The 23,325-nt window shown below is 63.6% G+C and carries 19 protein-coding genes and 1 pseudogene; 9 read left to right on the top strand and 11 right to left on the bottom strand.

Annotated features, from left to right (window positions below):
* Positions 1-169 precede the first annotated feature (169 nt).
* The 3 genes from AC1D1B_RS06120 to AC1D1B_RS06110 all read right to left on the bottom strand — a co-directional run bounded on the left by AC1D1B_RS06120 (position 170) and on the right by AC1D1B_RS06110 (position 3,635).
* The gene (locus AC1D1B_RS06120; RefSeq protein ID WP_454572865.1) at positions 170-565 is read right to left on the bottom strand and encodes an AGROH133_08824 family phage infection protein; all 396 of its coding nucleotides are present in this window, start codon (positions 563-565) and stop codon (positions 170-172) included.
* 153 nt (positions 566-718) lie between these two features.
* Positions 719-1,414 (bottom strand): aspartate/glutamate racemase family protein, encoded by a 696-nt coding sequence (locus tag AC1D1B_RS06115; RefSeq protein ID WP_477330255.1) that lies wholly within the window; start codon positions 1,412-1,414, stop codon positions 719-721.
* A 37-nt stretch (positions 1,415-1,451) separates the two neighbouring features.
* Entirely contained in the window at positions 1,452-3,635 is a 2,184-nt protein-coding gene (locus AC1D1B_RS06110; protein ID WP_477330253.1) for a primosomal protein N', read from the bottom strand.
* 90 nt (positions 3,636-3,725) lie between these two features.
* On the opposite strand from AC1D1B_RS06110, the gene fsa reads away from it, so the two are divergent.
* A complete protein-coding gene (gene fsa, locus AC1D1B_RS06105; protein ID WP_477330251.1) occupies positions 3,726-4,382 on the top strand; it encodes a fructose-6-phosphate aldolase in 657 nt (218 codons plus the stop codon).
* A gap of 219 nt (positions 4,383-4,601) precedes the next feature.
* Here the strand turns inward: fsa and lptE are convergent, their stop codons facing one another.
* Both lptE and leuS read right to left on the bottom strand, forming a co-directional pair.
* On the bottom strand, positions 4,602-5,177 hold the full coding sequence (lptE, locus tag AC1D1B_RS06100; RefSeq protein WP_477330249.1) for an LPS assembly lipoprotein LptE: 576 nt from the start codon (positions 5,175-5,177) through the stop codon (positions 4,602-4,604).
* Positions 5,164-7,806: a leucine--tRNA ligase gene (leuS, locus tag AC1D1B_RS06095; protein WP_477330247.1), complete on the bottom strand. Its 2,643-nt coding sequence runs from the start codon at positions 7,804-7,806 to the stop codon at positions 5,164-5,166. The genes lptE and leuS overlap by 14 nt, the downstream gene beginning before the upstream one ends.
* 147 nt (positions 7,807-7,953) lie before the next feature.
* Here leuS and AC1D1B_RS06090 point away from each other — a divergent pair, with 147 nt between their 5' ends.
* Both AC1D1B_RS06090 and AC1D1B_RS06085 read left to right on the top strand, forming a co-directional pair.
* Positions 7,954-8,616: a YggS family pyridoxal phosphate-dependent enzyme gene (locus AC1D1B_RS06090; RefSeq protein ID WP_477330245.1), complete on the top strand. Its 663-nt coding sequence runs from the start codon at positions 7,954-7,956 to the stop codon at positions 8,614-8,616.
* Positions 8,617-8,726: 110 nt separating this feature from the next.
* Complete coding sequence (locus tag AC1D1B_RS06085; RefSeq protein WP_477330244.1) at positions 8,727-9,776, top strand: aldo/keto reductase; 1,050 nt, start codon at positions 8,727-8,729, stop codon at positions 9,774-9,776.
* A 52-nt stretch (positions 9,777-9,828) separates the two neighbouring features.
* On the opposite strand, the gene AC1D1B_RS06080 is transcribed toward AC1D1B_RS06085, so the two are convergent.
* Positions 9,829-10,737 (bottom strand): LysR family transcriptional regulator, encoded by a 909-nt coding sequence (locus tag AC1D1B_RS06080; RefSeq protein ID WP_477330242.1) that lies wholly within the window; start codon positions 10,735-10,737, stop codon positions 9,829-9,831.
* 126 nt (positions 10,738-10,863) lie between these two features.
* Here AC1D1B_RS06080 and AC1D1B_RS06075 point away from each other — a divergent pair, with 126 nt between their 5' ends.
* The 3 genes and pseudogenes from AC1D1B_RS06075 (at position 10,864) to AC1D1B_RS06065 (ending at position 14,490) form a co-directional block, all read left to right on the top strand.
* Positions 10,864-12,057 (top strand): MFS transporter, encoded by a 1,194-nt coding sequence (locus AC1D1B_RS06075; protein ID WP_477330240.1) that lies wholly within the window; start codon positions 10,864-10,866, stop codon positions 12,055-12,057.
* 64 nt (positions 12,058-12,121) lie between these two features.
* Positions 12,122-13,411, top strand: coding sequence for an SGNH/GDSL hydrolase family protein (locus AC1D1B_RS06070; protein WP_477330238.1), 1,290 nt, complete (start codon positions 12,122-12,124; stop codon positions 13,409-13,411).
* A gap of 43 nt (positions 13,412-13,454) precedes the next feature.
* Positions 13,455-14,490, top strand: a pseudogene (locus AC1D1B_RS06065) (aldo/keto reductase).
* 233 nt (positions 14,491-14,723) lie between these two features.
* Here AC1D1B_RS06065 and AC1D1B_RS06060 read toward each other — a convergent pair.
* On the bottom strand, positions 14,724-14,996 hold the full coding sequence (locus tag AC1D1B_RS06060; RefSeq protein ID WP_477330237.1) for an usg protein: 273 nt from the start codon (positions 14,994-14,996) through the stop codon (positions 14,724-14,726).
* A 315-nt stretch (positions 14,997-15,311) separates the two neighbouring features.
* Here AC1D1B_RS06060 and acs point away from each other — a divergent pair, with 315 nt between their 5' ends.
* Together acs and AC1D1B_RS06050 are read left to right on the top strand one after the other, a co-directional pair.
* Positions 15,312-17,267 (top strand): acetate--CoA ligase, encoded by a 1,956-nt coding sequence (gene acs, locus AC1D1B_RS06055; RefSeq protein WP_477330235.1) that lies wholly within the window; start codon positions 15,312-15,314, stop codon positions 17,265-17,267.
* Between the two features lie 33 nt (positions 17,268-17,300).
* Positions 17,301-18,038: an MOSC domain-containing protein gene (locus tag AC1D1B_RS06050; protein ID WP_477330233.1), complete on the top strand. Its 738-nt coding sequence runs from the start codon at positions 17,301-17,303 to the stop codon at positions 18,036-18,038.
* 3 nt (positions 18,039-18,041) lie between these two features.
* On the opposite strand, the gene AC1D1B_RS06045 is transcribed toward AC1D1B_RS06050, so the two are convergent.
* From AC1D1B_RS06045 to AC1D1B_RS06035, 3 genes are all read right to left on the bottom strand, one after another.
* Positions 18,042-19,310, bottom strand: a complete 1,269-nt coding sequence (locus tag AC1D1B_RS06045; protein WP_477330231.1) for a class I SAM-dependent methyltransferase — start codon at positions 19,308-19,310, stop codon at positions 18,042-18,044.
* 369 nt (positions 19,311-19,679) lie between these two features.
* The gene (locus AC1D1B_RS06040; RefSeq protein ID WP_477330229.1) at positions 19,680-21,041 is read right to left on the bottom strand and encodes a pilus assembly protein TadG-related protein; all 1,362 of its coding nucleotides are present in this window, start codon (positions 21,039-21,041) and stop codon (positions 19,680-19,682) included.
* 294 nt (positions 21,042-21,335) lie between these two features.
* A complete protein-coding gene (locus AC1D1B_RS06035; protein WP_477330227.1) occupies positions 21,336-22,205 on the bottom strand; it encodes a transglutaminase-like domain-containing protein in 870 nt (289 codons plus the stop codon).
* A gap of 171 nt (positions 22,206-22,376) precedes the next feature.
* On the opposite strand from AC1D1B_RS06035, the gene AC1D1B_RS06030 reads away from it, so the two are divergent.
* On the top strand, positions 22,377-23,042 hold the full coding sequence (locus AC1D1B_RS06030) for an HAD-IA family hydrolase (RefSeq protein ID WP_477330225.1): 666 nt from the start codon (positions 22,377-22,379) through the stop codon (positions 23,040-23,042).
* A 7-nt stretch (positions 23,043-23,049) separates the two neighbouring features.
* Here AC1D1B_RS06030 and AC1D1B_RS06025 read toward each other — a convergent pair whose 3' ends face one another.
* Positions 23,050-23,271, bottom strand: a complete 222-nt coding sequence (locus AC1D1B_RS06025; RefSeq protein WP_477330223.1) for a DUF1674 domain-containing protein — start codon at positions 23,269-23,271, stop codon at positions 23,050-23,052.
* Positions 23,272-23,325: the final 54 nt, after the last annotated feature.

Genomic DNA, 23,325 nt, shown 5'->3' with positions numbered 1-23,325 from the left:
TTTGACCTTACTAAGTTTTTCCAAGCACGAAGACGCGGCTTCCGCTATCCCCGGCCGAAAGTCGATTGCCGTCTAGCACAGGCATTTTAAGACCGCAATGCGTCGTTCCGCATGCTTTTCAGGCACTATTGTCGCATCCGGCGGCAGAGTTCAACCGAAGCCTTTGGATTCAGGGCAGAAAGCCGAAGACGAAGGCGAGCGGCAGTGCGGCCAGCACCAGCTCGACAATGATCGACGCCCAGTTGAAAGGCGTGTTGGCGCCATCCGACATCATCGACAGCAAACGGCCGAAAGCCGTGAACAGCCAGGAGAAGCCGAGCGCCATATAGAGCCACGGCTGCGCTAAAAGAATGCAGCACAGGCTGACGCCGAGATAGAAGCCCGACATGCGGCCGCGCCCTTCGGCGATCGCCGCTGCCTTTTCCGGCCTGACCTGAAGCCGCAGAATCCGGAAGGCCAGCCCTGGCGCGAGGAAAAACAGCAGACCGAGCGCCAAGGTGACGACGGCGCTCGACCACGCCAGCCATTCGCCCTGGCTGGTTGGCCACGGAAACGCAAATTCCATCTTATCCCCTCGATAAATGGCTGTTTGAAAATCGCGGCCATTCTAGCGAAGGAAAGACCGAGCGCCAGATGGCGATGGGCAGTTTAGGGAGCATGATCCCGAAAAGTGGTTTCCGGTTTTCGGAAAAAGATCATGCTCCGAAAAAGACGCGCATCAAGAGAGCGCGAAATTGACCGCCGCCTCGGCATGGATGCGCGTGGTGTCGAAAACCGGCATATCGAAATCGCCTTGGCCGATCAGCATGGTGATCTCGGTGCAGCCCATGATGACGCCGTCGATCTTTTCATCGCGCCGCAGGCGGGCGACTTCATCAATATAGGCCGCCTTCGACGGCGCGCTGACGATGCCCTGGCAGAGCTCGTCATAGATCACGCTGTGCACCATGTCGCGGCCGGCCTGGTCCGGTACCACAGGCTGCAGCCCATATTTCTCCACCAGCCGGCCTTTGTAGAAATCCTGCTCCATGGTGAAACGCGTCGCCAGCAGCGCCGGCCGCCTGACGCCGGCGCCTTTGACTACAACCGCCGTGGCGTCGGCAATGTGGATCAGCGGGATGGACACCGCCGCCTGCACCTGGTCGGCGAGCTTGTGCATTGTGTTGGTGCAGATCAGCAGTCCCTCGGCGCCGCCCGCCTCCAGCTTGCGCGCGGCATCCGCCAGAAGCACGCCAGCCCCATCCCAGTCACCGTGATGCTGCCGCTCGGCGATCTCGGCGAAATCGAAGGAATGGAGCAACAGCTTTGCCGAATGCAGCCCGCCCAACCGCTCACGCACGATCTCGTTGAGCAGGCGATAATAGATGGCGGTCGATTCCCAGCTCATGCCGCCGAGCAGGCCAAGGGTTTTCATAACGTCATCGCTCCGCTAAAAATTTGCACGATCAATTTCACAAGAAGCTCTGCGGATCGATGTCGATCTGCACTCGGACCGAGCCGCGTTGCTTTGGCCCTTCGGCCAGCATGGTGCGGATGAAGCCTTGCATATCGGCCCGCTTTTCACCCTGGATCAGCAGGCGAAAACGGTGGCGGCCACCAAGCAGCGACAGCGGCGCCTCGGCCGGGCCTAGCACGAACAGATCGCTGGCTTGCGGCGCTGCACGCCGCAAGCCGCGCGCATGTCCCTCGGCCTCCGCCCGCGTCACCGCGCTGACAATGACGCCGGCGAGCCTGCCGAAGGGTGGCAGGGCCGCCCGTTCGCGCTCGGTGATCTCGCGCTCGTAAAAAGCCTCGGCGTCGCCCGAAACGATCGCCCGCATCACCGGATGGTCCGGCTGAAACGTCTGCAGCAGGCCGAGGCTCTTCTTGCCGGTGCGGCCAGCGCGCCCGGTCACCTGGCTGAGCAATTGGAAGGTGCGCTCGGCGGCTCGCGGATCGCCATTGGCGAGACCCAGATCGGCATCAACGACACCGACCAGCGTCATGTTGGGGAAGTTATGCCCTTTGGCGACCAGCTGCGTGCCGATGACGATGTCGGCCTCGCCATTGGCGATGGCCTCCAGCTCCAGCCGCAGCCTCCGCACCCCGCCCATCAGGTCGGACGACAAGACGATGGTGCGCGCGTCGGGGAAATGCGCCACGACCTCTTCGGCGATGCGCTCGACGCCCGGCCCGCAGGCGACGAGATGGTCGAGCGTGCCGCATTCCGGACAGGCCTCCGGGCGCTTTTCATTGTGCCCGCAATGATGGCAGACGAGCTGGCCGCGAAAGCGGTGCTCGACCAGCCAGGCCGAGCAGACCGGACAGCCGAAGCGGTGGCCGCAGACCCGGCACAGCGTCAGCGGCGCGTAGCCGCGCCGGTTGAGGAACAGCAGCGACTGCTCCTTCTTCTCCAGCGTGCGCTGCATCTGCTCGATCAGCAGCGGCGACAGGAAGCCGCCGCGCGCCGGCGGCGCGCGCCGCATGTCGATCGTCTTCAGGTCGGGAAGGGCGGCCTCGGCAAAGCGCGCCGAAAGCACCGCTCTGCTGTAGCGGCCCTGCTGCGCGTTGACCCGGCTTTCGACCGATGGCGTCGCCGACGCCAGCACCACCGGAAAGCTGCTGATATGGCCGCGCACCACCGCCATGTCGCGGGCATTGTAGAAGACGCGGTCCTCCTGCTTGTAGGCGGGGTCATGCTCCTCGTCGACGACGATCAGGCCGAGCTCCCGAAACGGCAGGAACAGCGCCGAGCGCGCGCCGGCGACGACGCGCACGCCGCCTTCCGCCACTTGCCGCCAGACCTTTTCGCGCATCCTGGGCGGCAGGTCGGAATGCCATTCGGCTGGCTTGGCGCCGAAGCGCTGCTGGAAGCGCTCGAGGAAGGCATGCGTCAGCGCGATTTCCGGCAGCAGGATCAGCACCTGTTTGCCCTGATCGAGCGCCGCCGCCACCGCTTCGAAATAAACTTCCGTCTTGCCCGAGCCGGTAACGCCATCGAGCAACGTGACGCCGAAGGCGCCGGCCCCCACATTGGCGCGCAGCATAGCGGCGGCATCGGCCTGGTCCGGCATCAGCTCCGGCAGGGCGTAGGAGGGATCGGGCGCTGCGACCACCGGTCGCGGCGGGATCATCACCGTCTCGAACACGCCTTGCGCCTTGAGCCCCTCGATCACCGTCGACGACACGCCTGCCGCATGCGCCAGCCCGGAGCGGGTCCAGGCGAGACCGCCTTCGGCTGTCTCCAGCACACGTGTCCTGGCATCCGTCATCCGGTCGGGCATGACAAGGGTCCGCTGCAGCCCCTCGATCCACGGTTCGGGATCGAACGCCTCCGGCGCGCGCAGCAGCATGCGCGCCACCATGCCGGGCGGCGACAGCGTATACTGCGCGATCCAGTCGACGAAGCGGCGCATGCCGTGGTCGATCGGTGGACAGTCGAAAACCTGTTCGATCGGCCGCAATTTCCTGGCGTCGACCTGTTCGGTCACGCCGTCCCAGACGATGCCGGCAACCTGGCGCGGACCGAGCGGCACGCGCACGATCGAGCCCGGCACCACGCGCATGCCGGCGGGCACCGCATAGGTATAGGGCCGTTCGGCCGGCATCGGCACCAGCACCGGCGCGGCTGCGACAAAGGGCGAATCTTCGATCATCGGGCGTGACCTTGCCCCGACTTTGGTCTAGATCAAAGCGCAACCCCGAATGTGCATTGGCATGCACATGGAAATCTTCAGGAGACCCCCATGAAATTTTTTGTCGACACCGCTGACATCAAGGACATCAAGGAACTGAACGACCTGGGGCTGCTCGACGGCGTCACCACCAATCCGTCGCTGATCCTGAAATCCGGCGGCAAGATCGCCGAAGTCACCAAGCAGATCTGCGACATCGTCAAGGGCCCGGTTTCGGCCGAGGTCGTCGCCACCGAATACAAGGACATGATGGCCGAGGCCAAGATCCTGGCCAAGATCGCCGACAATATCTGCATCAAGGTGCCGCTGACGCTGGACGGCCTGCGCGCCTGCAGGACGATCCGCACCGAGATGAACCGCTTGGTCAATGTGACGCTGTGCTTCTCGGCCAACCAGGCGCTGCTCGCCGCCAAGGCCGGCGCCTCGTTCATCTCGCCCTTCGTCGGCCGCATCGACGACACCGGCTCGGACGGCATGGAACTGATCGCCGAGATCAAGCAAATCTATGACAATTACGACTATCCGACCGAGATCCTGACCGCGTCGGTGCGCACGGTGAACCACGTCAAGCAGGCCGCGCTGATCGGCGCCCATGTCATCACCGCTCCGCCAGCGACGCTAAAGGCGTTGGTCAAGCACCCGCTGACTGACAAGGGCCTCGAACAGTTCCTCGCCGACTGGGCCAAGACCGGCCAGAAGATCGGCTGAGATCAGGCTTCGGTATCAACGAAAAAGGCCGGGAAACCGGCCTTTTTGTTGTGATCAGCAAAGCGGGATGCGCTCAGAGACCGTTTCGAAATTCGCTATGGCGAGTCATATGGTGGTGGTTTCGAGAACCGGAGCGGAGCGGACATTTGCGTCCGTGAGCACCGGAAGCGCAGAAAACGCCATCAGATGGCCGCCGGAGTAGAATTTCCAAACGGTCTCTCAGGCTTTCTTGCCGTGCCTGACAAGATCCTGGGCGACCGACAGGCTCACCATTTCAGCCAGTTCGCGCGCGGCGCGGTTCTCTGCGTCGAGCTGCGCCCGGTAGGAGGCGAACTCCTGCGTCGGCTTGTCGAAGGATGACGGGATCGAGCGTTTGCCGGTGGCAATGACCGCGCCGGTCTTGGCATCGGTCAGCACATAGTTCGCGGTCAACGTCACCGTGCCTGCGGTCGGCTCGTCCTCGTCGGTCTGGATCTGCACTTGCGCTGCCGATTCGACCAGTTCGGTGACGCCGAGATCAAGCATGTAGACCGGCGACGGCGGCTCGCCGGCGCCTTGACCAAAGGCAAAGATCAGATTGTTGCGGACCTGCTGGGCGTAGCGGGTCTTGACCGGCTTGACGGCAATTGACGCCATTTCGGCGGAAGCGCTGACCGTGGAGCCGGCCGTCAGCGGCGCGCTCGAATAGAGCGGCCTGACCGTGCAGGCCGAAACCAGCGCCAGCGAGGCGACCATGCCGTACAGCGCTGCACGGCGCAGCAAACGCGTCGTCTCTTTCAGATCAGGCAACGACATTGACGATCCTCTGCGGCACGATGATCACCTTGCGGGGCGCCTTACCTTCCAGCGCTTTCTGCACGAAGTCGAGAGCCAGCACCGCTTTTTCGACCGCACCTTGGTCCGCGTCGCGGGCAATTGTCAAATCGCCGCGCTTCTTGCCGTTGACCTGGACCGGCAGCACGATCTCATTGTCGACGACCAGCGCCGGATCGTAGACCGGCCACGGCCGTTCGGCGACCAGATCGGTACCGCCCAGCGTGTGCCAGCACTCCTCCGCCAGATGCGGCATGACCGGCGCGACCACATGCACCAAGATCTCCACCGCCTGGCGGCAGGCGCCTTTCAGCGCCGCATCGGCCTTGCCCTCGGCAACGTCGTTGAGCGGCGTGGTCAGCGCATTGGCCAGTTCGTAGATGCGGGCGATGGCGCGATTGAAGCCGAGCTTCTCGATGTCCTCGCCAATGGCCTTCAGGATTTTGTGCGCGGCCTTGGAAACAGCCCCGGCCTCGCCATCCTTCGCCGCCTGCGGCCTGACGCCGTCGAGCGTTTCGGCGGCGATCGACACCAGGCGCCAGACGCGCTGGATGAAGCGATGCGCGCCGGCGGCGCCATCGTCGGTCCATTCGACGTCGCGCTCGGGCGGCGAATCCGACAGCATGAACCAGCGCGCGGTGTCGGCGCCGTAGCCGTCGGTGATGTCTTCCGGGCTCACCGTGTTCTTCTTCGACTTCGACATCTTTTCGAGCGAGCCGATCGCCGCCTCTTCGCCGGTGGCGATCTCGATGGCGCGGCGCTTGCCGCCAACGTCTTCGATCCTGACCTCAGCCGGCGACAGCCAGCGCCCATTGTTCGAGGCGCCACCGACACGGTAGGTCTCGTGCACCACCATGCCTTGCGTGAACAGGCCCTTGAACGGCTCGGCGAGGTCGAGATGCCCGGTCTCGCGCATGGCGCGGGTGAAGAAGCGCGAGTAGAGCAGATGCAGGATCGCGTGCTCGATGCCGCCAATATACTGGTCGACCGCCAGCCAATCATCGGCAGCCTTGGGCTCGGTCGGCTCATTGGCCCAGGGCGCGGTGAAGCGCGCGAAATACCAGGACGAATCGACGAACGTATCCATCGTGTCGGTCTCGCGCCGCGCATCCTTGCCGCATTGCGGGCATTTGACGTGACGCCAGGTCGGATGACGGTCGAGCGGGTTGCCGGGCCGGTCGAACTCGATGTCGTCGGGCAGCTTGACCGGCAGGTCGGCCTTCGGCACCGGCACCACGCCGCAATCCTCGCAATGGATCATCGGGATCGGGCAGCCCCAGTAGCGCTGGCGCGAAATGCCCCAGTCGCGCAGGCGGAAGTTCACCTTGCGCTCGGCCATCGGCCGGCCGCCGATCGTCTTCTGCTCCAGCAGTTTTGCGACTTCGTCGAATGCCTGATCTGGCTTCATGCCGTCGAGGAAGCGTGAATTGATCATCACGCCATCATCGACATAGGCCTCTTCCGTGACCTGGAAGGTCTTGGCGTCGGCATCTTCCGGCATCACCACCGGGATGACCGGCAGGCCATATTTGTTGGCGAAGTCGAGGTCGCGCTGGTCACCCGACGGGCAGCCGAAAATGGCGCCGGTGCCATATTCCATCAGCACGAAATTGGCGACATAGACCGGCAGCGTCCAGGAGTCGTCGAACGGGTGGACGACGCGGATGCCGGTGTCGAAGCCTTTCTTCTCGGCCGTCTCCAGTGCGGCCACCGAGGTGCCCATATGACGGACCTCGTCGATGAACTTGGCCAGCTCGACATTGTTTTCGGCGGCCTTCCTGGCCAACGGATGGTCGGCGGCGATCGCCATGAAGGAGGCGCCAAAGATGGTGTCGGGCCGGGTCGTGTAGACTTCCAGCTCGTTCGTGTCGCCACCAATCTTGCTAGAACTTGGGGCGGCCAGCGGCCAACGGATCAGCAGCCCTTCCGAGCGGCCAATCCAGTTCTGCTGCATCAGCTTGACCTTTTCCGGCCACTCGCCGAGACCGTTGAGCGAATCCAGCAGGTCCTGCGCGTAGTCGGTGATCTTGAAGAACCACTGCGTCAGCTCACGCTGCTCGACCAGCGCGCCCGAACGCCAGCCGCGGCCGTCGATGACCTGCTCGTTGGCGAGCACCGTCATGTCCTCGGGGTCCCAATTGACCTTGGAGGATTTGCGCGTCACCAGCCCTTTCGCGACGAAATCGAGGAACAGCATCTGCTGGCGGTGGTAATAGTCGACGTCGCAGGTGGCGAACTCACGCGCCCAGTCCAGCGACAGGCCCATCATCTTGAGCTGCTCGCGCATGGCGGCGATGTTGGCGTAGGTCCATTCCTTGGGATGGACCTTGTTCTGCATCGCGGCATTTTCGGCCGGCATGCCGAAAGCGTCCCAGCCCATCGGGTGCAGCACGTTGAAACCCTTGGCCCGCTTGTAGCGCGCCACCACGTCGCCCATCGTGTAGTTGCGGGTGTGGCCGATATGAATCTTCCCCGACGGATAGGGGAACATCTCCAGCACGTAGTATTTCGGCTTCGGGTCGTTGTTATGCGCCTCGAACAGCTTCTTTTCAGCCCAGGCTTTCTGCCATTTGGGCTCTGACGCGCGCGGATTGTATCGTTCGGTTGCCATCGGATGATTTTCACTTAAAAGCAGGCGCAGACCGCCGGACAAGGCCCGGTGGCCGAGGTAAATGTCGTCGCGGTGTTCACCATGGATTGCCGGACCCGTCAACTGCGGCGAGCCGGCCAAGACGATTAAGACAGGCAGGATATAGGCATGGCCAGCGCCGTCGAACAGTTTTTCGCCGTCAAGACGAGGATCGCCACCGCCGAGCGCGAGGCCGGCCGCGACGCCGGTTACGTGACGCTGGTTGCCGTGTCGAAGACCTTCGAAGCCGAGGCCGTCCGCCCGGTCATCGAAGCCGGCCAGCGCGTCTTCGGCGAAAACCGCGTGCAGGAGGCGCAGGCCAAATGGCCGGCGTTGAAACAGGAATTCCCCGACATCGAGCTGCATCTGATCGGCCCACTGCAGTCGAACAAGGCGAAGGAAGCCGTCGCTTTGGCTGACGTCATCGAGACGGTCGACCGCGAGAAGATCGCCGCCGAGCTCGCCAAAGAGATCGTGCGCCAGGGCCGCGCGCCAAAGCTCTATGTCCAGGTCAACACCGGCTCGGAGCCGCAAAAGGCCGGCATCGAGCCGCGCGACGCCGTCGCCTTCGTCGCCCGCTGCCGCGATGTCCATGGGCTGGCCATCGAAGGCCTGATGTGCATCCCACCGGCGGACGAAAACCCCGGCCCGCATTTCGCGCTGTTGGAAAAGCTCAGCAAGGAGGCCGGTGTCGCCAAACTGTCGATGGGCATGTCCGGCGACTACGAAACGGCCATCGCCTTCGGCGCCACCAGCGTCCGCGTCGGTTCGGCGATCTTCGGCAGCCGCTGACAGGCCGCAAGCTTTAGGCCAGCTTGGCAAGGTCGCTGCGCCACCACTAGAAACGAAACGGTCCGTTCCTATATGCTTGGCGTCATCACAATTCTGCTGGAGCCGCCACCATGCGCTACAATCAACTCGGAAATACGGGGATGTTCGTCTCCGAACTCTGCCTCGGCACCATGACCTTCGGCGCCGCCGGCGAGAATGCCCAATGGGGCCTGATCGCCAGCCTCGACCAGAAGGGCGTCAACGACATCGTTGCCCGCTCCCTCGCCGCCGGCGTCAATTTCTTTGACACCGCCGACGTCTATTCGTTCGGCGACTCCGAACGCCTGCTCGGCCAGTCGCTCCGGGATCTCGGCGTCAAGCGCTCGGACGTCATCATCGCCACCAAGGTGCATGGCGCCATGGGCCAGGGCCCGAACGAACGCGGCTCGTCGCGCGGCCACATCATGGATTCGGTCGAGGGCAGCCTCGAGCGGCTGCAGCTCGACCATATCGATCTCTACCAGCTGCATGGCACCGACACGGCGACGCCGATCGACGAGACGCTGCGGGCGCTCGACGATCTCGTCGCCAGCGGCAAGGTGCGTTATGTCGGCGTTTCCAACTGGCAGGCCTGGCGTATCGCCAAGGCGCTGGGCATTGCCGAGCGTAAGGGCTTTTCCCGTTTCGAGACCATCCAGTCCTATTATTCGATCGCCGGTCGCGACCTCGAGCGCGAGATCGTGCCGCTCATCAACGAGGAGAAGCTCGGCCTGATGGTGTGGTCGCCGATGGCCGGCGGCCTGCTGTCCGGCAAATACGGCCCCGGCGCGCCCGGCAATGGCGAAGGCCGCCGTGCCGCCTTCAACTTCCCGCCGGTCAACGAGGACCGCGCCTGGGCAGCCGTCGCCGTCATGCGCGGGATTGCCCAGAAACACGGCGTTAGCGTCGCCACCGTGGCGCTCGGCTATGTCCTGGCCAAGCCCTTCGTGATGAGCGTCATCATCGGCGCCAGCCGCATGGAGCAGCTCGAACAGAACCTTGCCGCTGCCGAGGTAAAACTCGACGCCGACGATCTTGCCAAACTGGATGAGGTCAGCGCGCTGCCGGCCGAATATCCCGGCTGGATGCTGGAGCGTCAGGGCGCCGGCCGCCGCCCGGCGCCGTTCGTACCGAAGAAGTAAATCTGTCTCACCTAGTCTGATGCTTCGGGAGCCAACTGGCTCCCGAATGTTTTCAGGCCATCCGCACGCTCTCGACCAGAAAGTCGAGAAAGGCCCGCACCCGTGCCGGCAAATGCCGGCCCTGTCCGACATAGACGGCGTGGGTGGGCTCCTCGTCGCCGGGATTGAAATCCTCCAGCAGCGCCGTCAGCCGGCCCGCCGCAATGTCATCGGCCACATGCCAATGCGCCAGCCTGGCGATGCCGGCGCCGCCAACCGCCATCAGCCGCATCGACTCGCCATCGCTGACCACTGTGTTTCCCACGATGGGAACCATGATCGCGTTGCCGGCTGCATCGACAAACTGCCAGCCATCGACATGCCGGACAAAGCCGAAAGCCATGCGATTGTGCTTGTCGAGATCGGCTGGTGTCAGCGGCGTGCCATGCGTCCTGAGGTAGGAAGGCGCTGCAACGACCGCCATCCGGCTTTGTCCGAGCTTGCGCGCCACCAGCCGCGACTCACCGAGCGGTCCGGCGCGGATGGCGACGTCGGCACGCTCCTGCATCAGGTCGATGACGCTGTCGGTCAGCACCATATCGACCGAAATTTCGGGATAGCGTTCGAGGAAGCGCGGCAGCAGCGGGATCAGCCTATGCACCCCGAACGGCACGTAGCTGTTGACCCGAAGCCGTCCGCGCGGCGCCGCACCCACCGCGGCCTCGCGCTCGGCCGCCGCCATGTCGGCCAGGATGCGCAGCCCGCTGTCATAGAAGGCCGTGCCTTCCGGCGTCAGTTGCAGCTTGCGTGTCGAGCGGCTGACCAGTCGCGCACCCAGTCGCGCTTCCAGCCGCGCGATCAATTTGCTCACTGCCGACGGTGTCATGCGCAACGCCCGCGCCGCGGCCGAAAAGCTGCCCGCCTCGACGACGCGCACGAACACTTCGATCTCGCCGGAGCGGTTGATGTCGGGTCTGGCCATCTGTGAATCTATTTCACAGGAAATATGCCTAAGGCAAGTCTGGTTCACAAGGCGTGGGAGCACGATCTTTCGGGTCGGGGCGCGGGTTTGGACAGGGCGCTCGTCATTGTCGAACTGGAAAACGCCATGCCTCTCGCTCTTTATGCCCTCGCCGCTGGTGCCTTCGGCATCGGTGTCACCGAATTCGTCATCATGGGTCTGCTGCTCGATGTCAGCAAAGATCTCGGCGTCTCGATCTCGGCCGCCGGCCAGCTCATTTCCGGCTATGCGCTCGGCGTCGTCATCGGCGCGCCGCTTTTGACCATCGCCACCGGCAACTGGCCGCGCAAGACCGTGCTCTTGGCGCTGATGGCGATCTTCACGCTTGGCAACCTCGCCTGTGCTTTGGCGCCCGATTATTGGACGCTGATGGGCGCCCGCATCATCACCGCCTTTGCCCATGGCACCTTCTTCGGCGTCGGCTCGGTGGTCGCCACCGGCCTCGTCGCGCCCAACAAGAAGGCCTCGGCGATCGCGCTGATGTTCACCGGGCTGACCATTGCCAACATTCTCGGCGTGCCCTTCGGCACCTGGCTCGGCCAGGCCTCCGGCTGGCGCGCCACCTTCTGGGCGGTAACCCTGGTCGGCCTCGCCGCCTTCGCAGTGATCCTGCTTCTGGTGCCGCGTAGTGAGGCCTCACCCGAAAAGACCAATTTGCGCGCCGACCTCGCCGTGCTGCGCCGCACGCCGGTGCTGCTCGGCCTTGCCACCACCGTGCTCGGCTATGCCGGCGTCTTCGCCGTCTTCACCTACATCGCCCCGGTGCTCACCGAAATCAGCGGTTTTAGGGAAGCCGCCGTGTCGCCGATCCTGCTCGTCTTCGGTGGTGGTCTCATCGTCGGCAATCTGCTTGGCGGCAAGGTCGCCGACCGCTGGCTGGTGCCGGCCGTGCTCGGCAGTCTCGTCGTGCTGGCGCTGGTGCTGGCCACCATGACCTTTGCCGTCCACAGCCAGGTCCTGGCCGTCATCTATGTCGGCCTGCTCGGCGCCGCTGCCTTCGCCACCGTGGCGCCGCTGCAGATGTGGGTGCTGGAAAAGGCACAAGGTGCGGGCCAGAGCCTCGCCTCGTCCTTCAACATCGCCGCCTTCAACCTCGGCAATGCCGCCGGCGCCTGGCTTGGCGGCGCAGTCATCGCCCATGGCCTTGGCCTCGGCTCGCTGACCTGGGTCGCCGCCTTGCTGCCGGTCGCGGCCCTCGGCGTCGCCGCCCTGGCGCTGCGTCTCGACAGAAACGGCGGGCGATTGGCGCCGGTCGCCGTCTGCCCAAGCGCCGCGGAGTGACCGCGACTCCGAAACATCCCTGCCCGACAGAAGCCTAGACACGAACCCAACAGGAGAGACCGTTGTGACCAACAGCAGAGATCCGGTTCGCTACGCCATCATTGCCAATGCGGTCAGGCATTTGAAGCTCGTTGCGCTCGCCCTGGCGGCGTCGCTGATGTTCGATCCGGCGATAGCCGGCGAAAAGCAGGCGTGGGTCGGCACCTGGCTGGCCAGTCCGCAATCGACATGGGGCGCCGATTTTGCCTTGCCGGTGAAGATACCGCCGCAGCTTGAGAACCAGACCATTCGCCAGACGGTCCGGATCAGCCTTGGTGGCGAGAAATTCCGTGTCGTCCTGTCGAACGAGTATGCCGCCACGCCGGTCCAGATCGGTGAGGCCCGTGTGGCAGTCGCCGGTGAGGGGTCGAAAATCGTCCCCGGCACCGATCGCGCGCTGACCTTTGGCGGACAGGCCAAGGCCGCAATCGCGCCGGGCACATCTTTGATCAGCGACCCGGTGGACATGCCCCTCGATGCCTTGAGCCGGCTTTCTGTCTCAGTCTATCTGCCGCAGGAAACGCGTCTCGCCACCTTTCATTGGGACGGCAAGCAGACTGCCTATGTCGGCGACGGCAATCAGACGGCTTCAGATGCATTCGCGGCCACGCAGACAACTGACGCACGTATCCTGCTCAGCGAAATCCTGGTCGACGCCCCGGCAAATGACGGCGCCGTCATCGCCATCGGCGATTCGATCACCGACGGCGCCGGCGCCACTTTGGATGCGGACAACCGCTGGCCCGACTTCCTGGCCGCTCGCCTCGCCCCGAAACAGATGGCTGTGCTCAACGCCGGCATATCCGGTGCGAGGCTGCTGGACGACGCCATGGGCGTGAAGGCATCCGCTCGCTTCGATCGCGATGTCGTGGCCCAGCCCGGCGCCAAGGCGGTGATCCTGCTTATCGGCATCAACGACATCAGCTGGCCAGGCACGCCCTTCGTGAGCGAAAAATCCCTGCCCGCCTTCGAAACCTTGATAAGCGGCTACCTGCAACTCGCCGCCCAGGCCCATGCCCATAATCTCAGCATTGTCGGCGCCACGTTGACGCCCTTCGAAGGCGCGTTGAGCGGGACGCCGCTCGATGCCTACTACACGCCGGAAAAGGACGCACTGCGCCAGAAGGTCAACAACTGGATCCGGACCAGCGGCGCCTTCGACGCCGTGGTCGATTTCGACCTGCTGCTGCGCGATCCGGCGCATCCGACACGCTTGCTGCCCGAATTCGATTCCGGTGACCATCTGCATCCGGGCGCCAAGGGAAACCAGGCTATGGCCGACGCCATCGACCTTGCCACACTGGTCAAAAACTGAGCGACGCATCCAATGCTTCAGCTCGCACTTGAAAGGACACAAAATGGACTATCGACGTCTTGGCGCATCGGGCCTCAAGGTCCCGGCACTCTCCTTCGGTGCCGGCACTTTCGGCGGCTCCGGCCCGCTGTTCGGCGCTTGGGGCAGCAGTGACGCCAGCGAGGCGCGGCGGCTGATCGACATCTGCCTCGAAGCCGGCGTCAATCTGTTCGACACGGCCGATGTCTATTCGAACGGCGCTTCGGAAGAGGTGCTCGGCGAGGCTATCAAAGGCCGCCGCGATGCCGTGCTGATCTCGACCAAGACGTCGCTGCCGATGGGCGACGGCCCGGCCGACTACGGCTCGTCGCGCTCGCGCTTGATCAAGGCTGTGGACACGGCACTGCAGCGCCTCGGCACCGACTACATCGACCTGTTGCAGCTGCACGCCTTCGATGCCGGCACACCGGTTGAGGAGGTGCTGTCGCACGCTGGACGACCTCGTGCGTTCGGGCAAGCTGCGCTATGTCGGTGTTTCCAACTTCTCCGGCTGGCAAGTGATGAAGTCGCTGGCCGAGGCCGACAAGCACGGTTACCCCCGCTATGCCGCCCATCAGGTCTACTATTCACTGGTCGGCCGCGACTATGAATGGGAACTGATGCCGCTCGGCCTCGACCAGGGCGTCGGCGCGCTGGTGTGGAGCCCGCTTGGTTGGGGCCGCCTGACCGGCAAGATCCGCCGTGGCCAGCCGCTGCCGGAAAAGAGCCGGCTGCACGACACGGCCGATTTCGGCCCGCCGGTCGCGGACGAGCATCTCTACCGGGTCATGGATGCGCTCGATGCGGTGGCGCAAGAGACCGGCAAGACCGTGCCGCAGATCGCCATCAACTGGCTGCTGCAGCGCCCGACCGTATCCTCCGTCATCATCGGCGCCCGCAACGAAGAGCAGCTGCGCCAGAACCTCGGCGCCGTCGGCTGGGCGTTGACGCCGGAGCAGATCAAAAAGCTCGACGCCGCAAGCGAAGTCACCGCGCCCTACCCGTACTTCCCCTATCGCCGCCAGGAAGGCTTTGCCCGGCTGAATCCGTCGGCGGTGTGAGGGCGTCGGACTATTGAAGCCAAAGGTTAGCGGGACAGCGCCCCCCTCTGTCCTGCCGGACATCTCCCCCACGAGGGGGGAGATTGGATGTCACTTCGGCTTTCGCCAATCTCCAACGCAAAAAGGATAGCGCTATCGGCGGAACTGCCGATCTCCCCCTCGTGGGGGAGATGTCCGGCAGGACAGAGGGGGCGCCGTAGATCGCCGACCTCAACGGCTCCGAAGCCGCAGCCCTAGTGCAGCACGAACTCCCCATCCACCTTCCGCCACTCATTCGGCGCGATCAGCTTCTGATGCGTATAGCTGACCGAATGCAGCGGCCCGTCCAGCTTGGCCTGCCAGAACTCGATGAATTTGATCAGCACCGGAAACGTCGGTGCCAGATCGTAATCCTGCCAGATGAAGCTCTGCAGCAGATGCGGGTGGTCGGGAAAGTGATACAGAATCTTGGCCGTGGTCAGGCCATACCCCTTGAGCATCAGGTCCATTTCGGAATGGTCGCGCATGGCAGTCCCCTTGGGCGGTCCCCCGGTTGATTCTCCATTCCTCCCAACACCCAATTGTGCGCGCCGTTCCTTAACTGTCTATTGATTTTTCCTGATCCTGAACGGGTTTTCCGCGCGAAAACATGCAGTTAGCAGCGACCGCGTCCGAGTGCTGACACAACCAGAAACAGGAACTGCGGCATCCCGCCACGCGAATCCAACGTCTAATGTTGCCGTCGGCGCGGAACTGTTAATAATGCCGCCGAATTCGCGGCTGCGTCGCCGTGAAACCGTTGGTGCCAAGCCGACGGAACGGTTCGGGAGGAATGCTAAGAAATGTCCGAGGTTCATGTCCACCGCGTCCAGCCGGCGTGGAAGAAGAACGCGCTGATCGACAACGATACCTACCTGAAATGGTATGCCGACAGCGTGAAAAATCCGGACAAGTTCTGGGGCAAGCACGGCAAACGCATCGACTGGTTCAAGCCGTTCAGCAAGGTCAAGAACACCTCCTTCGACGGTAAGGTCTCGATCAAATGGTTCGAGGACGGCGAGACCAACGTCTCCTACAACTGCATCGACCGCCATCTGAAGAAGCGCGGCAACCAGACCGCCATCATCTGGGAAGGCGACAACCCCTACGACGACAAGAAGGTCACCTACAACGAGCTTTACGAGCACGTCTGCCGGCTGGCCAATGTGATGAAGAAACACGGCGTCAAGAAGGGCGACCGCGTCACCATCTACATGCCGATGATCCCGGAAGCGGCCTATGCAATGCTGGCCTGTACTAGGCTAGGCGCCATCCATTCGATCGTCTTCGGCGGCTTCTCGCCGGACGCGCTGGCCGGCCGCATCGACGACTGCAAGTCGACTTTCGTCATCACCGCCGATGAGGGCCTGCGCGGCGGCAAGCCGATCCCGCTGAAGGAAAACACCGACAAGGCGATCGAGATCGCGGCCAAGGCCGGCACCAAGGTCGAAAAGGTGGTGGTCGTGCGCCGCACCGGCGGCAAGATCGGCTGGGTGGCCGGGCGCGACGTCTGGTACCATGACGAGACCGCGACCGTGAAGGGCGACTGCAAGCCGGAGAAGATGAAGGCCGAGGATCCGCTGTTCATCCTCTACACCTCAGGCTCAACCGGCAAGCCGAAGGGCGTGCTGCACACCACCGCCGGCTATCTCGTCTATGCCTCGATGACCCACCAGTATGTCTTCGACTACCATGACGGCGATATCTACTGGTGCACCGCCGATGTCGGCTGGGTCACCGGCCACAGCTACATCGTCTATGGCCCGCTCGCCAACGGCGCCACCACGCTGATGTTCGAGGGCGTGCCGAACTACCCCTCGCAGTCGCGCTTCTGGGAAGTCATCGACAAGCACAAGGTCAACATCTTCTACACCGCACCGACGGCGCTGCGCGCGCTGATGGGTGCCGGCGACGAGCCGGTTAAGAAGACATCGCGCAAATCGCTGCGCGTGCTGGGCTCGGTCGGCGAGCCGATCAACCCGGAAGCCTGGCAGTGGTATTTCAACGTCGTCGGCAACGGCAAGGTGCCGATCGTCGACACCTGGTGGCAGACCGAGACCGGCGGCATCCTGATCACGCCGCTGCCCGGCGCCACCGACCTCAAGGCCGGCTCGGCGACGCGGCCTTTCTTCGGCGTCAAGCCGCAGCTGGTCGACGGTGAGGGCAAGGTGCTGGAAGGGGCGGCCGACGGCAATCTCTGCATCACCGATTCCTGGCCCGGCCAGATGCGCACCGTCTATGGCGACCATGACCGCTTCGTGCAGACCTATTTCTCCACCTACAAGGGCAAATATTTTACCGGCGACGGCTGCCGCCGCGACGCCGACGGCTACTATTGGATCACCGGCCGCGTCGACGACGTCATCAACGTCTCCGGCCACCGCATGGGCACGGCGGAAGTCGAATCCGCACTCGTCAGCCATGACAAGGTCTCGGAGGCCGCCGTGGTCGGTTATCCCCACGACATCAAGGGCCAGGGCATCTATAGCTACGTCACCTTGATGAAAGGCGTCGAGCCGACCGAGGAGTTGCGCAAGGAGCTCGTCGCCCATGTCCGCAAGGAGATCGGCGCCATCGCCACGCCCGACAAGATCCAGTTCGCGCCCGGCCTGCCGAAGACGCGCTCCGGCAAGATCATGCGCCGCATCCTGCGCAAGGTCGCCGAGGACGATTTTTCCGCGCTCGGCGATACCTCGACCCTGGCCGATCCGGCCGTGGTCGACGATCTGATCGCCAACCGGCAAAACAAGAAGAGCTGACGGTCATTCGGTCCAGGATTGTCAGGACGCAAAATGGCTGAGGTCGGCTCCGTCATCGAACTCTGGCGCTATCCCGCGAGCTCGCTCGCCGGCGAACGCCAGGACGCGATCTCGGTCGGTCTGGAGACCATCGACGGCGACCGACTGTTCGGTCTCGTCGATGTCTCGGACAATGAGATCGCGCGGCCCGACCGCGATGCGAAATGGCACAAGGTGCCGCGCATCCGCACAAGGCTGAGCAACGACCGGAAGCTGGAGATCGCCGTCCCCGACGGCGACTGGCTGGCAGCACCTGGCGCCGAATGCGACCGCGCCGTCTCGGCCTATCTCGGCTTCGCCGCCTCGATCCGGCCGTTCAGCCAGGACAACGCGCCCGGCTACACCGGCCCGCTGACCACCGAGCGCTACCGCAAGGCGCCGATCCATCTCTTGACCACCGCATCGCTGGCGCGGCTGAAGGCACTGCACCCCGAAGGTGTCCCCGATCCGCGCCGCTTCCGACCCAACATCGTCGTCGACATGGCGGCGGTCGCAGGCTCATTCCCCGAGACCGAATGGATCGGCCACAAGCTCGCCATCGGCGATCTCATGCTGACCATTTCCGCGCCATGCCGCCGCTGCGGCTTCACCATCATCAGCCAGGACGGCTTCGATAACGATCCCGGCATCCTGCGCAATCTGGTCCGCCACAACGCGCACAATCTCGGTGTCTACTGCACGGTCGACCAACCCGCCCGCGTCGAGATCGGCGCGACGATGCGGTTTCTCTGAGGATTACCGATACAAATCCGCCCGTGTCGGCGGCAGGCCGCTTGGCCCACGCGCGCGTTTGGTGACGACGGTCTGAAAAATCTGCGCCGAGGCGCGCTCGAAGGTGATCGAACAGCCGGTGAGATAGAGCAGCCAGAGCCGCGCCTTGGCCTCGCCGACTTCGGCGACCGCCTCGTCGAATCGGGCCTGCAGCCGCTCGGCCCACAGCCGGCAGGTGCGCGCATAGTGCTCGCGCAAATTCTCCACATCGTAGACAAGGAAGCCATGCGCCTCGAAATTGCCGAGCGTCATGCCGATCGTGTCGAGTTCGCCGCCCGGGAAAATGTATTTGAGCAGCGCCTTGAACTCCGGCCCCTTGCGCAGGGTTTTCTTCAAATCGCCCTTGCTGCGCCTTGTGATGGCGTGGTGCAGGTAGATGCCGCCCGGTTTCAGCAGGCGATGGACGGTCTTGAAATAGGTCGCATGGTTGGCGAGGCCGAGATGCTCGAACATGCCGATCGACGATATCTTGTCGAAGGAGCCGGTGAGATCGGCATAGGATTTGATCTCGATGGTGATGCGGTCTTCCAGCCCCTCGGCGCGAATGCGCTCGCGGGCGAGATCGGTCTGGGCCTGCGACAGCGACACGCCGTGGCCGATCACGCCGTAATTCTTCGCCGCATGGATCAGCATGGCGCCCCAGCCGCAGCCTATGTCGAGCAGCTTTTCGCCCGGCTTCAGCCGGAGCTTGCGGCAGATATGGTCGAGTTTGTCGGCCTGCGCCTGGTCGATGCCGTTGGCGAAATCCTTGAAATAGCCGCAGCTGTAGACCATGCGCTCGTCGAGGAAGAGCCGGTAGAAGGCATTCGAAATGTCATAGTGATGCTGGATCGCTTCCTGGCTCGAACCGCTGACATAGGGATTGCGCCCCGACAGATCGGTGCGCGCGCTCATCTGCTTGCGTGACAAAAGCACGGCAGGCAGGTCACGCAGGATCGCCAGCTTCGGCAGCGACTTGATCTTGGTCCTGAGCTTGCCTTGCGACGGCAAAGCGTAGAAATCGAAAATCGTCCCGTCTTCGATGTCGATCGTCTTGGAAATCCACATCTCGATCAGCGTCGACAGTGACGGCCGCTTCACCACCTGCCAGACGATGTCCTGGTCGTTGATGGTGAGCACGGGACCGGTGGCGGGACCGATCCGCTCGCCGGTCCACAGCCTGACGGCAAAACCCGGCTTCAGCGTTTCGATCACCGTTCGCACGATGCGCGCAGCCTTCTCCGCTGCTTCCATACCATTTCTCCGAATGCTGGTCCCCCGGCAGGAGTTTGCCCGCCCGGCCGGCCGACCGCAACCCGCCGCGCGTGGAAGCCGGGCTGCCCGTCCTATTTCAGACAGACACCTTGTCTTTTGCTGCAACGCACCCCATCATGAGGATGTGTTCAACAAATCGAAAGGAGGTGATCCGATGTCGAGTGATTTCGTTTTCCAGAACGTGGCCTCAGCGGATTGCACTTTCGGGAAGCAGTCTTCCCGTTAAGGCGCGAGAAGCGCGGTGGGTGACTTCGGTCGCCACCATCGGCCGCGCCATGGACGGAAACACGGAAGGCCGCCGGCTTCGTCAAGAAGCGGCGGCCTTTTCCTTTTGAGCCTGAGAGACGGCTAGTTGGTCAGCGCCAAATTCTCGATGTTGCGGGCAATGGTCTGGAAGGCATCGTTGAGTTCTGTGCCGCTGGCAACCTGGTAGAAATGCTTGATTCTGCCGGTGTCCGGGCTGGCGCAATCCAGCAAGGTGGCCTTGGCGTTCTTCTCGGTGAGATCGAAGCCGATGGTGAAGATCTCGATGCCCTTGTTGCGCATGGCGCCGCACAAGGTCTTGGCTGCCGTACGGGTCGGTTCCTTGCCGGCGTCGTTATAGACCTGGTCGACGCTGCTGGCGTCGAAATAGGACAGGTTGAACTCGCCGTCGGTCATCAGGATCGCAAATTTGGCGACCTTCTTCGGGTCCATTTTGGCCGGCCGCTGCGAGGCCTTCATTACACTGCCCCAGTTTTCCGACAGCATGTACCAGGCCCACTGCACGCCGATATGGCCGGCGGTGCCGCCCGAAGCGGCAAAATTCTTGATCACGGTCTTGAGCGCGTTGGCGTCGGCCGTCAGCGGCATCAGCGCTGCGGCCGGGCAGGCCGCCGTGTTGGTGTTGTGCGCGAAGCCCGACAGGAAATAGTCGCGGTTGACCATGCCGACATCGGGACCCGCATCCGTGTATTGATTGGCGCCCTTGCGCTCGGTGGCGCAATTGTCCGGACGCGTCGATGACGAGACGGATTGCGGATCGTCATTGCCGGGCGCCTGCTTGCGCTGGCTGGACTTGGTTTCGACAAACACGCTGCTGGCGGCAAGCGCGCCGGCATTGACCGAGTTGGCGTAGGGCACGATGGCGACGCGCACCCGCGGCTTGGACAAGTCCTGACCGGTCAGGAAGGCATCGACGGCATTGCTTGCCGCCGTCTTCAAATCCTTGATCTTCTGGCCGGCCATCGAGCCGGTAACGTCGAGCATCATCGAAACCTCGATGGTCTTGTCGGAATAGAGCGCCGTGGTCGAGGCGCCGACGCGCTGCATGTCGCCGACGCTGAACAGCGGAAAGTAGAGCCCGACATCGACATGGGCATCGGCCTTGACCGTATTGGCGGTCTTGTCGACGGTGAGCTTGTCGAGAACGATCTGGTTGGCCTGCAGTATGCCAGCCATGCTGTTAGCGTCGAGAAAGGCCTGCACCGACTTGTTGGCATCGGCTTCCCTGATTACCCCGGTGGTCAGGTCGCGCGCGGTCGAGGTGACAGCGGCATCGACCACGCCCTGCAGGCTCGATTTGGCGTTATAGATCTGGGAGATGTTGACGGAAAAGCCGACGCCGAGCGCCAGGACCGAGGCGGCAAGGCCGAACAGCACCGCGAAACTTCCACTGCGATCCCTGGTGAAAACGCCAGCCGCGTGAACAAGACCCCCGTAATTCCGCATCCTTCAGCCTCCGCTCGCCCCGGCCTCGTCGCCGCAGGAAGGCCAATGCAGGATTCCGGCCGGATCGCGCAGACGCTTTCGCGAAAGCCGCCCGCCATCGTTCAAGTTGTTGTTTTTGCTGAGCTCGGCATCGCCACAAGGTGAACGTCCGGTAAACAGAAATTCACCGAAGAAACTTTGTTTACGAAGCGCTTACCATGATCCACCGCATGCGGAATCCCGGTCCCGATCCGGCACAGATGTCGAAAAGATGCAGTGTGTCGAAGCGGATCAGAATCCCGGCGGCGACCGGGGTTACCCCAGCATCCGCGCGCTGATGGTCTTGTCGACGCCGTGATAGGGCGGGTTGAACAGCTTGCCTTCCTGCTCATGGGTCCAGACCTTGAACAGGCTGAGCCGATGTGGGCCGAAACTGTGCAGCAGCGGCACATCCGTCGCGTCGCGACCGCGCGCGATAACGACGCGGCCGATCCTCGGTCGGTTGTGGCGGGGGTCGAACGTGTACCATTTGCCGTCGAGGAACACTTCCAACCAGGCGGAGAAATCCATCGGCGCCGGATCGACCGGCACGCCGATGTCGCCGAGATAGCCGTTCACATAGCGGGCCGGGATGTTCATGCAGCGGCAGAGCGTGATCGCCAGATGGGCAAAGTCGCGGCACACACCGACGCGCTCCTCATGAGCCTGTGCGGCGGTCCGCGTCGGCCGGGCATAGCCATAGCCGAAGGACAGCCGGTTGTGGACATAGTCGACGATCGCCTGCGCCCGCGCCCAGCCCGAGGGAACATGGCCGAAAAGCTGCCAGGCCAGGCCGCCGAGATGATCGGTTTCGCAATAGCGGCTGCCAAGGAGATAGCCGAGCACATCGTCCGGCAGTTCCGCTACCGGCACTTCCCTGGCCAACGTGTTGACCTCATCGGGCTCGCCACTGTCCTTGACGGCGGCGTCGTAGAGGATGCGGAAATTGCCGGCGGGAGCGACAAAGCGGCGGCAGGCATTGCCGAACAGGTCGTGATAGACCTTGCTCGGCACCGAAGGCGAGGTCAGCACGCGCGTCTGCCGCTTGATGTCGGCCTGGCGATCCCTGTGGATTTCGAGCAGCGAGATGACCGGCGTGGCATCCGTGCACTCAATGGCGATTTCGTAGCCGAGCCTGATCAGCATCGCGGTTCCCCCCTTCGGTGATCGTGGAAAACAGTTAGCTCAACGCCAGAAGCGGGACCATGGTTCCCTGGAACTATCGAAAAGGTTCTCCCGCGGCTTCCCAGGCAGATGCCATGGCGTTACGGTCAAGCGACATGCTTTGACCCTCCCGAAAACAATCCGGAAAATTTGATGTTTGCTGGCAGAAAATTCGCCGCCTTCCTGTTCGATATGGATGGCACGGTGCTCAATTCGATCGCTTCGGCCGAACGGGTCTGGGCGGCGTGGGCGCGCAAGCACGGGCTCGACGTCGAAGCCTTCCTGCCGACGATCCATGGCGTGCGGGCGGTCGAGACCATCACCAAACTGGCGCTTCCCGGCGTCGACCCGGTGCATGAGGCGCTGGTGCTGCTGCAGGCCGAATCGGACGATGTCGAAGGCGTGCTGCCGATTGCCGGCGCCGTGCCGTTCCTCAACGCGCTGCCGCCCGAGCGCTGGGCGATCGTCACCTCGGCGCCGCGTCCGCTGGCGCTGCTGCGCATGCAGGCGGCCGGCATCCCGGTTCCGGCCCTAATGGTTGCGGGCGAGGACGTGTCCCACGGCAAGCCGGCGCCGGACTGTTTCCTGCTCGCGGCAAAACGGCTTGGCGTCGATATAGCCGACTGCCTGGTCTTCGAGGATGCGCCGGCCGGCATCGCGGCGGCGGAGGCAGCAGGAGCGTCGGTGATGGTGATAAGCGCCACCCACCAGCATCCAATGAAGACGCAGCATGCCGCGATTGCCGGCTACGACGCCGTCTCCATCGCTATCGATGACAGCGGCTGGATGACGCTGGAGGCGCGGCGCAGCGCGGCTTAGGTTAGCCTTAGAAGTCGGTTGCCAGGCCCTTGACCTCCCAGTCGCCGTAGCGGCCGGGTTCCTTTCCGCCACGGCCGCCGAGCTCTTTCGGCAGCGCCGCTTCCTTTTGGCGATACTCATCACGGCGCGCCTTAGCCTCGGCCAGCGCGCGGCGGGCGGCCGGTGTCAGCTCTTTTGGCGGCGCGTCGTCATCCGCTCCGGCTGGCGTTTTACTGGGTTCGTCGATCATGCGATATTTCCGCGGATTGAAACGGGAACAAGCGTTTCCCATCATATAGCGATG

Source organism: Mesorhizobium sp. P2_C5_2 (genome assembly GCF_056404535.1).
Note: the sequence above shows the minus strand (reverse complement) of the source record. Positions and strands in the feature narration are given on the sequence as shown.